At 41.2% G+C, this 12,979-nt stretch carries 11 protein-coding genes; 1 reads left to right on the forward strand and 10 read right to left on the reverse strand.

Annotated features, from left to right (window positions below; translation table 11 throughout):
* The 7 genes from hisG to hprK all read right to left on the reverse strand — a co-directional run bounded on the left by hisG (position 1) and on the right by hprK (position 5,845).
* Positions 1-624: an ATP phosphoribosyltransferase gene (hisG, locus tag HMPREF1210_RS12710; protein WP_016429098.1), complete on the reverse strand. Its 624-nt coding sequence runs from the start codon at positions 622-624 to the stop codon at positions 1-3.
* Positions 617-1,801, reverse strand: coding sequence for an ATP phosphoribosyltransferase regulatory subunit (locus HMPREF1210_RS12715; RefSeq protein ID WP_016429099.1), 1,185 nt, complete (start codon positions 1,799-1,801; stop codon positions 617-619). Before HMPREF1210_RS12715 ends, hisG begins: the two co-directional genes overlap by 8 nt.
* Positions 1,802-1,954: 153 nt before the next feature.
* The gene (locus HMPREF1210_RS12720; RefSeq protein WP_016429100.1) at positions 1,955-2,464 is read right to left on the reverse strand and encodes a DapH/DapD/GlmU-related protein; all 510 of its coding nucleotides are present in this window, start codon (positions 2,462-2,464) and stop codon (positions 1,955-1,957) included.
* A complete protein-coding gene (gene ppaX, locus HMPREF1210_RS12725; protein ID WP_016429101.1) occupies positions 2,461-3,117 on the reverse strand; it encodes a pyrophosphatase PpaX in 657 nt (218 codons plus the stop codon). The genes HMPREF1210_RS12720 and ppaX overlap by 4 nt, the downstream gene beginning before the upstream one ends.
* Positions 3,114-4,052 carry a nucleoside recognition domain-containing protein gene (locus HMPREF1210_RS12730; RefSeq protein WP_016429102.1) on the reverse strand — a complete coding sequence of 313 codons (939 nt, stop codon included), beginning with the start codon at positions 4,050-4,052 and terminating at the stop codon, positions 3,114-3,116. The genes ppaX and HMPREF1210_RS12730 overlap by 4 nt, the downstream gene beginning before the upstream one ends.
* Before the next feature lie 17 nt (positions 4,053-4,069).
* On the reverse strand, positions 4,070-4,882 hold the full coding sequence (gene lgt, locus HMPREF1210_RS12735) for a prolipoprotein diacylglyceryl transferase (protein WP_016429103.1): 813 nt from the start codon (positions 4,880-4,882) through the stop codon (positions 4,070-4,072).
* Positions 4,883-4,909: 27 nt separating this feature from the next.
* Positions 4,910-5,845 (reverse strand): HPr(Ser) kinase/phosphatase, encoded by a 936-nt coding sequence (gene hprK, locus HMPREF1210_RS12740; protein WP_016429104.1) that lies wholly within the window; start codon positions 5,843-5,845, stop codon positions 4,910-4,912.
* Between the two features lie 247 nt (positions 5,846-6,092).
* On the opposite strand from hprK, the gene HMPREF1210_RS12745 reads away from it, so the two are divergent.
* Complete coding sequence (locus HMPREF1210_RS12745; protein ID WP_016429105.1) at positions 6,093-6,635, forward strand: N-acetylmuramoyl-L-alanine amidase; 543 nt, start codon at positions 6,093-6,095, stop codon at positions 6,633-6,635.
* Positions 6,636-6,690: 55 nt separating this feature from the next.
* Here the strand turns inward: HMPREF1210_RS12745 and HMPREF1210_RS12750 are convergent, their stop codons facing one another.
* The 3 genes from HMPREF1210_RS12750 to uvrB all read right to left on the reverse strand — a co-directional run bounded on the left by HMPREF1210_RS12750 (position 6,691) and on the right by uvrB (position 12,819).
* On the reverse strand, positions 6,691-7,851 hold the full coding sequence (locus HMPREF1210_RS12750) for a DUF4097 family beta strand repeat-containing protein (RefSeq protein WP_016429106.1): 1,161 nt from the start codon (positions 7,849-7,851) through the stop codon (positions 6,691-6,693).
* Between the two features lie 78 nt (positions 7,852-7,929).
* Positions 7,930-10,830, reverse strand: coding sequence for an excinuclease ABC subunit UvrA (uvrA, locus tag HMPREF1210_RS12755; protein WP_016429107.1), 2,901 nt, complete (start codon positions 10,828-10,830; stop codon positions 7,930-7,932).
* A 6-nt stretch (positions 10,831-10,836) separates the two neighbouring features.
* Complete coding sequence (gene uvrB / locus HMPREF1210_RS12760; RefSeq protein ID WP_016429108.1) at positions 10,837-12,819, reverse strand: excinuclease ABC subunit UvrB; 1,983 nt, start codon at positions 12,817-12,819, stop codon at positions 10,837-10,839.
* Positions 12,820-12,979: the final 160 nt, after the last annotated feature.

Consider the following 12,979-nt stretch of genomic DNA (forward strand, 5'->3'; position numbering starts at 1 on the left):
TTACTCCATTGAATCTTTCAGTCGCTTCACCATATCGCGGATGCGTTCGCTTTTTAGGCGGTAACTGACGGGATTAGCAATTAACCTCGATGTCACATCCACAATGCGTTCGTATTCAACAAGTCCATTTTCTTTCAATGTCCGGCCAGAAGATACGATATCCACAATTCGATCGGCCAGCCCAATCATGGGTGCCAGTTCGATTGAACCATTTAATCCAATAATTTCAACTTGCTCCCCTTTTTCTTTGTAAAAAGCCGAAGCAATTTCAGGATATTTAGTTGCCACACGAGGCGCAATCTCATTCATGACTGTATTCGGCAAGCCTGCAGTTGCGATATAGCATTCGCTGATTTTTAAATCCAGCAACTCATGAACAATTCGTTTTTGTTCAAGTAATACATCTTTACCCGCTATTCCTATATCTGCAACCCCATGTTCCACATAAACAGGTACATCCATCGGTTTCGCAAGAATAAATCGAATCTTTTCACCAGGAGCTTCAACAATGAGTTTCCGTGATTCTTCAAAGTCATCCGGCAACTGAAAACCCGCTTTTTGAAGTAACACATAACCTTCTTCAAAAATTCGTCCTTTCGGCATCGCAATTGTCAGTTCACTCATTATTTCCAACTCCTTCTGTTAACCACAATACTTCTGTAAAGTTATCCTGATAAGCCTGTCTGTCCTCTACACCATTAACATATTGAATGGTTGTCCGAATCCCTTGCTGTCTAAATTTATTCGCCTCATTGACTGCTTCCATATAATTAGCTTCATCAAAAAAGATTAACGTATGTGGCTTACGTGTTGCCGATGTAGTCATCACTTCAAGCAATCTGTCTACTCTCAATCCAAAACCTGTTGCACCGACATCACAATTGAATTCCTGCAACAAACCGTCATAGCGACCTCCATTGCCTATCGGAAAACCTGATCCCCTCGCAAAAACTTCAAATAACATCCCAGTGTAATAACTCATTTCACTAGTAAGTGTCAGATCGTATGTGACCAGATTTGAAAGACCTGCATTTTCCAGTAATACGGACAAGTCACTAAGATACATAAACATGTTCACTTGCTGAATATTTGATTGGTCGATAAAAGGATGTAATGATTGAATGGATTGCACATTCGAAGCATGTCCAATAAATTCAATAAAGCGTTCTTCTTCTACTTTCGATAATCCATACGATTGTACAGCCTCTTCAAATCCAACCATGTTCTTTTCCACAAGTAATTTACGAAGTTCTTTAACTTGTTCTTTGGATTCGGTAAATTGCGTCAAAATTGATTGCAATAACCCAGCATGTCCGACCGTTAAATGATATTCACCAATTCCAAGTTCCTGTACAAAATCCGATGCGGTTATAATCATTTCTGCATCTGCGAAAACCGAAGAATCTCCTATTAACTCCACGCCCATTTGCTCGAATTCAGCGGGCCTTCCGCCTTCATTTTCCTGTGCACGGAAGACGTTCGCAAAGTATGCTAGACGCAATGGTATTTGTTCCTTCAATAGCTTAGATGTTGCCACACGAACAATTGGTGTCGTCATATCTGGTCTTAAGACAAGTGTCTCACCTTGGCGATCGACTAATTTAAACAATGATGAATCTGAAATTGCCGAGGCTTTCCCCACGGTTTCGTAATATTCAACAGTAGGTGTTTTGATAAAATCAAAGCCGTGATTTCGGAAAAACTTTCTGCCGACATCCCGTACTTTTTCCTTTTTTTCATTTATTAACGGAAATGAGTCTCTCATCCCTAGCGGTTTCTCAAATTTTCGAATTGGCGTCATTCTTTCATCACTTCCTAAAATAAGGATATTTTACTTTAGTACACTAGCATGCTACTACAATGAAATAAAATATATTTTAACGTAACTAATAGAGTGCGTCAATACAAAAGACCTCATGAAGCATTGGAATTCTCTTCATGAGGTCTTTTCTGGTTATATAAGGCGACGTGTCGCCATTTCTTCAGCAGTGTAAATGATTTTCATGGGATTCCCCCCGACAAAACTGCCTTCTGGTACATCTTTATGCACAAGAGTTGCAGCAGAAACAATCGCACCATCACCAATAGTAACTCCAGGTAATATGGTAGAATTCGCTCCTATAAGAACACGATTCCCAATAATGACGTCTCCAATACGATATTCGTCAATTAAGTACTCATGAGCTAAAAGCGTCGTATTGTACCCGACGATTGTATTCTCTCCAATTGTAATTCTCTCCGGAAACATGACATCAGGCATAACCATCAAGGCAAATGAAGTTTGCTCTCCAACTTTCATATGTAAAAAGTGTCGGTAGAGGAAATTTTTCAGTGGTAATGAAGGGCTGTATCTGCCCAGTTGAATAACGATAAAATTTTTCATCACTTTCCAAAAAGGCACCGTTCGGTAAATATGCCACAACGAGTTTGCCCCTTCTACGGGATAACGTTCCGTCCTTCTCATGAAGATGTTCCGTCCACGATTTCAAGCAAATCCGTTATATGCTGCAACATATATGTTGGGTTAAAAGTAGCTAAATATGCTTCGCCTTTAGCAGTCCATGCAACACCAGCTGTTCTTACACCTGCGTTTTGACCACCCTCGATATCATGGGAGTTGTCCCCGATCATTATTGCCTCTTCTTTCGTTGCATTCAAACACTCAAGTGCCAAAAGAATGGGTTCAGGGTCTGGTTTTGGGGTAACCACGTCGTCGAGTGCAATCACAACATCGAAGATGTCCTCAATCCCCATTAATGTTAATCCCTTCTGAATCATACCTTGTCTTTTCGTTGATACAATTGCCATCTTAAGGCCTCGAGCTTTTAATATACGGAGAGTATCAGTAACACCATCAAATTCGACAGCCATTTGATCGTGCATTTCAATATTCCATGCGCGGTATTCTTTAATTAGCTCTTCTGTCAATGTTTCATCAATCGAATCAAAGGTCTGTTTTAAGGACGGTCCTATAAATTGCAGCGCGTCTTCTTTAGTAAATCTTCCGGGATATCTTTTACCCAAAACACTTAAAAACGTTTGAATGATGAGCTCATTCGTATCCAGCAATGTACCATCAAAATCGAAAAGAAGCGTTGTTATTGGTTGAGATTTCATGATGTAAGTACTTCCTTTCTTTTCGTTTGCTCAGCTCTTTTCCAAATTGATGCGACCACAATCGTCAATATAAAAGCGATGCCGAGCCTTAGTAAAAATAATGGCCAAATCGGTATTCCAAGAGGAATAAAGATAAGCGTATCTTCTACAACTGCGTGACAGGCGACTAAAAAGATAAAGACCAGCGTTGCATCTTTCTTGCTGACCCCGTCCTCTTGTACTGCCTGAATCATTACGCCTGCACCAAATGCCAACCCGATAACCAATCCAGATACCAGTGTCATCGAAGCATTTGGTTTAATTCCGAGCAACTTTGTAAAAGGTGCTATTTTTTGTGAAAACTTCTGCAAATACTGTTTGTCTTTCAAATATTGAATGACAACCATTAATGGAATAACGACCAGGGCGAGTTGCAGTACCCCATAACTTGCTTTTTGCAGTCCGAGTAAGATGATTTCAAGCCACCCTTCAGGCATGGTAGCCATTTTTGGTGCCATCCCATATTGAGCGACTTGCGAACCACCAGACCACACCAGGTTTATGACGATTGCCGTTATAGCTGCAAGACCAAATCTTACGAGTAAAACTACCCACAATTTTACGCCAACCTTTAATGCTACTCCCGTTTCAATAAAAATATTATGTGAGAATGACAACATGACTGCCAGAATAAAGACTTCTTTAACAGTCAATTCGAGTGAAAGTATTCCAGCAATCCCTGCATACAAATTGAGAACGTTTCCTAATACTAGCGGAATCGCTGCATCGCCGCGCAATCCGAATAAACCCATGATGGGAGAAACGAAGTCAATAATCCACGGAAGAACTGGTGTGTACTGCAAAATAACCAGCAACAATGTAATTGGAAATATGATCTTGCTAAGCGTCCAGGTTGTTTTAAGACCCGCCAGCAGTCCATTTTTTATTGTAGTCATGTATGATACTTCCTTATTTATGCGTCTTTATAACGCACAGGATCTTTAATGGTCATACGACGGTAAACAACAATCAATAGTGCAACAACAACTGTAATAAGAGACACTACCTGTGCCGTGCGAAGTTCCCCGAGTAAGTACAGACTGTCAGTCCGCAATCCTTCAATAAAGAAACGTCCCACAGAATACCAGATAAGATAAAACAAGAACATTTCTCCGCGTAGTAAATTAACTCTACGCAATAATATTAAGATAACAACACCCATGAAATTCCATATAGATTCATATAAGAAAGTGGGATGGTAATACGTCCCATCAATTCGCATTTGTTCGATAATCCAGTCTGGTAAAAACATATTCTCTAAGAAAGCACGTGATACAGGTCCTCCGTGGGCTTCCTGATTCATAAAGTTACCCCAACGTCCTATTGTCTGACCGATTAGGATACTTGGTGCCACTACGTCCGCCAGTTTCAAAAATGAGACTTTTCGTTTTTTCGTAAACACATAAGCGGTAACGAATGAAGCAATCAATGCTCCATGTATGGCAAGTCCTCCCTCCCAAACTTGAAGGATATCACCGGGATTTTCGGAGTAATACTCCCATTTAAATATTACGTAATAAAGACGCGCCCCAAGAATTGCCAATGGGACAGCCCATATCAATAAATCCGTTAAGAATTCTTCGTGAAAACCTCGTTTCAGCATTTCACGCTGTGCTACTAGAAATGCCAAAACAATTCCAAAAGCGATAATGGCGCCGTACCAGCGTACATCAATCGGTCCAAGAGAAATCGCGATTGGATCAAATGCTCCAAGTAAAAAATTCATGTTATACCCCTTCCATACTTCCTGCTTTTAATATGTAGCGTCTTCATTTTGACTAATGACATCGTTCAGACGATTGGAAAATTCCTCTGCTGCATTGACTCCCATACGTTTCAAACGATAGTTCATCGCTGCCACTTCAATAATAACTGCTAAGTTCCGACCAGGTCGAACGGGAATCGTCAGTCTCGTCAGATCCGTATCAATAATTTTCATTTTTTCTTCCTCGAGCCCGAGACGGTCATACGTTTTCTGTGCATCCCAAATCTCTAAATCAATTACTAGAGATATCCGTTTGAAGCTGCGTATTGCACTTGCACCGAACAAAGTCATGATATCAATAATGCCCAGTCCACGGATTTCTAGTAAATGCTCAATCAGTTTTGGTGGATTCCCTACAAGTGTATTTTCGGCTTCTTGTCTGATTTCCACACAATCGTCAGCAACGAGGCGATGACCTCTTTTGACAAGTTCTAGAGCGGTCTCACTTTTACCGACCCCACTCTTCCCTGTAATCAAAACGCCTACCCCATAAATATCAACGAGTACGCCGTGTACTGCAGTGGTAGGTGCGAGTTTGCTTTCCAAAAAGTTTGTCAGCAAACTGGAGAACCTCGTAGTTGCCATTTTTGCAGTCAATACCGGTACGTGCTCTTCATTCGAAGCAATCTTCAGTTCTTCCGGTACGGTCATACCATGTGAAACAATAATAGCTGGTGTATCAGGTGAGCATAACTTTTTCATGCGATCTATTCGTTCGTGAGGCAGCAACATATCATAAAATGACAGTTCTGTCGTGCCGAGTAGTTGGACACGGTTTGCTGGGTAGTGTGTAAAATAACCGGCCATTTCTAACCCTGGTCTTGAGATATCGCTGATGGCAATATGCCTGCCGATGCCTTCCTGGCCACTGACTAGTTTTAAATCGAACATTTCCATTACATCTTTTGTTGTCACTTGTACCAAAATATCACCTGCTTTCTTCGAAATGCGAATTATCCGTCATGTCCTTTATTTTAGCATGCACTTTGAGAAAAGCGCAAAGTGCCGTTTTGCTGTACATCTTCGCTGGAAGGTTAGGGATGGCAATTGGAGCTAGACAAGCATTTTGATAGTACAACATTAATTTCATTGTACTAAATTGAAGGTAATCTCTATCGAAATTATCTCTCTTCTTTCATTTTTCCTATGTAAGTATTAGGAGGGATGAAGAATGAAGAAGATAATCATCGATGCTGGACATGGTCCAGAAACTTCAGGTAAACGATCGCCTGATGGAGCCTTACGGGAATTCACTTTTAATGTAGCCACGGCTATACATGTCAAGAAACTCTTAACTGCTGAAGGATTTACCGTACTATTTTCGCATAATAATTCTTGCGATGTTGCACTTTCAGAACGCATATCTCTAGCGAACAAACTGAAAGTTTCAGCATTTATATCGATTCATGCGAATGCTTTCGGCAATGATTGGAACCAAGCTCAAGGCATTGAAACGTATACTTGTTTGAACCCAAGCGAAACTTCAACTCGGATGGCTACTTTTGTGCAGCAAGCTTTGATCATGCGCACAGGTAGAAAAAATCGAGGTGTTAAAAAAGGAGACTTAGCCGTGCTGAGGGAAACGACGATGCCTGCCATATTAGTGGAATGTGGATTTATGACAAATAAAAAAGAAGCAGACTTGTTAAAAAGTCTAGGATATCAACAGCAATGTGCACAAGCCATCGTTTTCGGTATACTGTGTTCATTATAATAAGGAATATAAAAATCCCCAAATCGATTGTACTTTCGATTTGGGGATTTTCTAGTTATTCAGCTGTTGTATAGCGTACGACAATCGAGCCTGTTTTTGCTTCCCCTTTAATATATAGAGGAGCTGCTGTTGAATCTGTGAGTTCTTTTGTAAAACGGATATTTTTTTGCAAGAAATGCTCTTGCTCATTTAAACGTGTCACATCCGGCAATGATACGTCCATTTTCCCGAAATTCGAAGCCACTTCTCCTTGCAAGGCAACCGTGGAAGGGACATAAATTTCTACTGTACCAGCCACTGCACGTCCCTCAACTTTACGTGCTTCGGGATTTTTCGTGGTGACAACGACATGACCATTCACAGATTGTGCTTCAATATCTTTTAAATGGCCATCAATGTAAATACGACCATTTATGGTTTCTGCATCAACCTTGTTTCCAATGGCATCTTTAATATTAATGGCGCCATTGGCAGTCTGGATTTCACCATCCTCCAATTGAACATTTTTCAATTCAATTTTGCCATTAGCGGTTTTGACTTTAAAGCGTCCCACTTCTAGATGTTTGCTGATGAAGGCTCCATTGAACAATCGAACCGATATGGAATCATACATTTGTTTTGGAACATACAAGACGACATTGACAGAAGTTGTTTTCATATCGCTGATAATGCGCAATCTTTGTTGATCCACGACAAATACAAATTTTTCAAAGAAATCTTTCTTCCCATCCTCTTCATTGGGAGCACGATACACTTTCACATGGCATTCCGCTCGTACTTGACCGTCTTGTGAAGGATAAATTTCGAACTTCCCATTGGCAATGTCGACAGAGACTTCTTTGAAATCTGCCAACTCTTTTGTAAAGGTGTGATGAAATTCGTTCGGTTCACCGAAAGGCATATCGAAATCGAATGATTTCATTTTACCGACAGCCGTTTGCATAAATTGCATGAAACGGTCGCTGAATTGCGAAAAATCTCTTTTAATATCTTCCATAAAATCTTCTGCTTGAGAGGATGTGGTTTTCTTGTTGTGTGTTTCAGAATTTGTATGAGTGGAATGGTTATGCACATCAGACGTTCCCGGTCCAGCGTATGCCGACACACTAGGTTTAGCCTTATCATTTCCAAGAGCCTCTAGTAATACCAACGCTTCTTGAGCAGAAATCGTTCCTTTTTCAACTAGATCTAAAATGCGTTTACGTTCTTCTTGCATATAGTTGGCCTCCTTCAAAGCCGCTTTGCGCGGAACTTTGTTCTTCCCTTATACATACGGTTCATCCACAAAAAGGTTTCATTTAGCTGAAACTGTCTCTTTTTTCGCCTTCTTTTTTGTGGAAGCTTTTGCGATTTGATCTTCCATGCGCTGACGGTCACGTTCTAGCACAGGTTTTAAATAGCGACCTGTATATGACTTTTTGACATTGGCAATTTCTTCAGGGGTACCCACTGCTAAAATGGTGCCGCCTTTATCGCCACCTTCTGGCCCTAAATCAATCAAGTAATCGGAAGTTTTAATAACGTCTAAGTTATGTTCGATTACTAAAACGGTATCGCCGCTTTCAACCAATCGCTGCAAGACAACAAGCAAACGGGCAATGTCATGTGCATGAAGTCCTGTTGTCGGTTCATCTAAAATATAGAACGATTTTCCGTTTGAGCGTTTATGCAATTCCGAAGCCAACTTAACCCGTTGTGCTTCACCACCTGATAACGTCGTAGCTGGCTGGCCCAACTCCATATAGCCTAGGCCTACATCGACAATTGTTTGAAGTTTACGGCTGATTTTCGGGATATTTTCAAAGAATTTCAGACCGTCTTCCACTGTCATTTTCAATACATCTGCAATATTTTTGTCTTTGTATTTCACTTCCAGTGTTTCACGGTTGTATCGTTTCCCATGGCAAATCTCACATGGTACATAGACATCCGGCAAGAAATGCATTTCAATCTTGATGATACCGTCACCACGACAAGCTTCACAACGTCCACCTTTAACGTTAAAACTGAATCGACCTTTTTTGTAGCCACGCACTTTCGCTTCGTTCGTTGACGCATACACATCACGAATATCATCAAATACACCCGTGTAGGTAGCTGGATTTGATCTTGGTGTTCGGCCAATTGGAGACTGGTCAATATCAATGACTTTTTCCAATTGTTCGATACCTGTTACTTCTATGTGCTGTCCAGGTTTCGATTTTGCTCGATTTAGCTTTTGAGCGAGAGCTTTATGCAAAATTTCATTTATCAACGTACTTTTCCCTGAACCTGACACACCTGTAACCGAAGTGAAAACACCCAGCGGAATATCCACGGTAACATTTTTCAAATTGTTTTCTGTCGCTCCCTTGATCGTTATCAAACGACCGTCCGGTTTGCGACGTTCTGTAGGCAGCGGAATGAATTTCTTCCCGCTTAAATATTGACCGGTAATGGACTTCGTGTTTTTCATGACCTGCGCCGGTGTTCCGGAAGCGACAATTTCTCCACCATGTACTCCTGCTCCAGGACCCACGTCAATTAAATAATCTGCAGCCATCATCGTGTCTTCATCATGTTCAACCACAATTAACGTGTTACCGATATCTCGCATATTTTTAAGCGTTGAAATCAAGCGATCATTATCTCGTTGATGCAAGCCGATTGAAGGTTCATCCAAAATGTAAAGTACGCCCGATAAACGCGAACCAATTTGAGTCGCTAAACGGATACGTTGTGCTTCCCCACCCGACAATGTTCCAGCAGCTCGACTCAACGTTAGATAATCCAGTCCCACATTAATAAGGAACCCAAGTCGTTCATCGATTTCACGTAAAATGAGTCGTGCAATTTGCATATCTTTTTCGGATAACTCGAGTGATTTGAAAAATGCATCAGCTTCCTGAATGGAGAAAGACGTCACTTGTCCGACATGTAGTGAAGCTACTTTTACTGCCAATGTTTCAGGTTTCAGACGATAGCCTTCACATGTTGGGCAATCTTGTTGGGCCATATATTTTTCCATTTGCTCGCGAATATAATCCGACGACGTTTCTTTATAACGGCGTTCGATATTTTTTAATACGCCTTCAAAATAAATCTCATTGCTCCGAACTTGTCCAAAATCATTTTCATAACGGAATGTAATTTTATCCTTGCCAGAGCCATGAAGAATTTTATCCATTTGTTCTTTCGGCAGTTTTTTCACGGGTTTTTTCATATCGATTTTGTAATGTTTACATACTGCCGCCAAAAGTTGTGGATAGTATTGAGAACTGGTCGGTTCCCACGGTACAATCGCTCCTTCATTCAACGATTTTGACCAATCGGGAATCACAAGTTCAGGATCCACTTCAAGCTTCGTACCTAGACCATCACATTCCGGACAGGCTCCAAATGGACTGTTGAATGAAAACATGCGTGGTTCTAGTTCCCCAATTGAAAATCCACAAATTGGACATGCATGATGTTCACTGAACAGTAATACTTCATGTTCCATTACATCAATCAAGACACGACCATCCGCCAGTCTTAACGCGGACTCCAATGAATCTGCCAGTCGTGCTGCAACATCATCCTTCATCACGACACGGTCAATAACAATTTCAATGTCATGCTTTTTATTTTTGTCTAAATTAATGTCGTCATCCAGATCCATTAAATCACCGTTTACACGCACTCGTACATAGCCTTGCTTCTTCACATCTTCCAGCATTTTTGCATGAGTACCTTTACGACCGGAAACAATCGGCGCTAAAATTTGCATCCGCGTACGTTCTGGGAATTCCATCAAACGGTCAACCATTTGCTCAATGGTCTGTGATGTAATTTCAGTCCCGTGATTTGGACAGATCGGTTTCCCGACACGTGCAAATAACAGTCGTAAATAATCATAAATTTCCGTTACTGTCCCCACAGTGGAACGAGGATTGCGGCTTGTTGTTTTTTGGTCAATGGAAATGGCAGGTGACAAGCCTTCAATGGCATCTACATCCGGTTTATCCATTTGACCTAAAAACTGTCGTGCATAGGCAGACAATGACTCGACATAACGTCGTTGTCCTTCTGCATAAATCGTATCGAAAGCAAGTGAAGATTTACCCGATCCCGATAAGCCTGTCATGACAACAAGCTTGTCTCGTGGAATTGTTAAATCTACGTTTTTCAAATTATGTGCACGTGCACCTTGTATACGAATTTCCTGGTTTTTCAAATCGGTTCATCCTTCCGCTTTCAGTTCCAAAATCGTGTCACGCAGTTCAGCTGCACGTTCGAAATCGAGTGCTTTCGCTGCGTCTTTCATTTCTTTTTCCAAAGTCAGCAATAATGTCGCTTTCTCGTCTTTGGTCAATTTTTTGCCTTTTGTTACTTTTTCCATATATGTCGATGTTTCTTCTGCATTATGAGAAGCACGAATGACATCGCGAATTTTCTTCTGAATTGTTTGTGGGGTAATGCCATGTTTTTCGTTATACTCTATTTGGATATCGCGGCGTCGCTGCGTTTCACCAATTGCTTTGGTCATCGAATCCGTCATGCGATCCGCATACATGATGACATGTCCATTGGCATTACGTGCTGCCCGTCCAATTGTTTGAATAAGTGAACGCTCGGAACGTAAAAACCCTTCTTTGTCCGCATCCAAAATCGTCACTAGCGAAACTTCCGGAATATCGAGTCCTTCTCTGAGCAAGTTGATGCCAATCAATACATCATACGTACCCATGCGAAGTTCTCTAATAATTTCAATTCGCTCAAGTGTCTTGATTTCTGAGTGCAAATAATTAACTTTAATGCCGATTTCTTTTAAATAATCGGTTAAATCCTCTGACATTTTTTTCGTTAATGTGGTCACAAGAACCCGTTCATTACGCTCGGCCCGTTGACGGATTTCATCAATCAAATCATCAATCTGACCTTCAATCGGACGGACATCGATTGTAGGGTCTAACAAGCCTGTCGGTCTAATGATTTGCTCAACCATGTCAGGTGTGTGTTCCAATTCATAAGGTCCTGGAGTCGCTGAAACGAATATGGCTTGCCCCATATGACCTTCAAATTCCTGGAATGTCAATGGTCTGTTATCCATGGCTGATGGTAACCGGAACCCATGATCCACCAACACTTTCTTACGAGCCTGGTCCCCGTTGAACATCCCCCTTACTTGAGGCAATGTTACGTGGCTTTCATCCACGACCATCAGGAAATCGTCTGGAAAATAATCAAGTAATGTATATGGGGTGGCCCCAGATTCGCGCAGTGTTAAATGACGTGAATAGTTTTCGATACCTGAACAAAAGCCCATCTCGCGCATCATTTCCAAGTCGTAGCGGGTACGTTGTTCCAGACGCTGCGCTTCTAGTAATTTGTCTGCGCCACGTAGAACTTTCAGTTGCTGTTCTAATTCAATTTCAATATTTTCTATCGCTTTCAGCAATTTTTCTTCACGGGTAACGAAGTGGGAGTTCGGGAATATCGCTACATGTTCACGGTCTCCGATAATTTCACCTGTTAAGGCATCCACTTCACGTATCCGGTCGATTTCATCCCCGAAAAACTCAACACGAATGCACCGTTCATCACGGGAAGCCGGGAAAATTTCAACGACATCTCCTCGCACACGGAACTTCCCGCGGACGAAATTCATATCGTTTCGTTCATATTGAATATCGACCAATCGACGGAGTAATTGATTGCGTTCGATTTCCATTCCCGTACGAAGGGACAACACCATTTCCCGATATTCTTCGGGATTTCCGAGTCCATATATACATGAAACGGATGCAACAATTAATACATCCTCTCGTTCAAATAAAGCCGACGTTGCGGAGTGGCGCAATTTATCAATCTCTTCATTAATACTTGAATCTTTTTCGATATACGTATCCGTTTGTGGCACATAAGCCTCCGGTTGATAGTAATCGTAGAAACTAACAAAATACTCCACCGCATTATTCGGGAAGAATTCTTTGAACTCACTGTACAGTTGTCCTGCAAGTGTTTTATTGTGAGCCATGACTAATGTCGGCTTTTTGATTTCCGTCACTACATTCGACACGGTAAATGTTTTACCTGTTCCTGTTGCACCAAGTAACGTCTGGTATTTCCGACCTTCTTCAATTCCTTTTACCAATTCGCGAATCGCCTGCGGTTGGTCTCCATCGGGTTTGTAAGGAGCCTGCAAATCAAAATTCTGTACCATAATTTCCTCCTTGTTTATAAAGCGGAAAGCGCTACTTTTGTTAAGGTTAGCGGGGTTCGGCCATTTTTATTGAATGTTCATATTTTATCATATTCCCCAATGGAACACGAATAAAAAGCGAACGTATGTTTTTCTGCTAAAAAAACAAAATCCGCTCTTC

The sequence above is a fragment of the Paenisporosarcina sp. HGH0030 genome (assembly GCF_000411295.1).
Classification (GTDB): Bacteria; Bacillota; Bacilli; order Bacillales_A; family Planococcaceae; genus Paenisporosarcina.

Coding starts and splice junctions, on each gene's coding strand:
- hisG (WP_016429098.1), bottom strand. CDS start 624: ATGAGTGAACTGACAATTGCGATGCCGAAAGGACGAATTTTTGAAGAA.
- HMPREF1210_RS12715 (WP_016429099.1), bottom strand. CDS start 1,801: ATGACGCCAATTCGAAAATTTGAGAAACCGCTAGGGATGAGAGACTCA.
- HMPREF1210_RS12720 (WP_016429100.1), bottom strand. CDS start 2,464: ATGAGAAGGACGGAACGTTATCCCGTAGAAGGGGCAAACTCGTTGTGG.
- ppaX (WP_016429101.1), bottom strand. CDS start 3,117: ATGAAATCTCAACCAATAACAACGCTTCTTTTCGATTTTGATGGTACA.
- HMPREF1210_RS12730 (WP_016429102.1), bottom strand. CDS start 4,052: ATGACTACAATAAAAAATGGACTGCTGGCGGGTCTTAAAACAACCTGG.
- lgt (WP_016429103.1), bottom strand. CDS start 4,882: ATGAATTTTTTACTTGGAGCATTTGATCCAATCGCGATTTCTCTTGGA.
- HMPREF1210_RS12745 (WP_016429105.1), top strand. CDS start 6,093: ATGAAGAAGATAATCATCGATGCTGGACATGGTCCAGAAACTTCAGGT.
- HMPREF1210_RS12750 (WP_016429106.1), bottom strand. CDS start 7,851: ATGCAAGAAGAACGTAAACGCATTTTAGATCTAGTTGAAAAAGGAACG.
- uvrB (WP_016429108.1), bottom strand. CDS start 12,819: ATGGTACAGAATTTTGATTTGCAGGCTCCTTACAAACCCGATGGAGAC.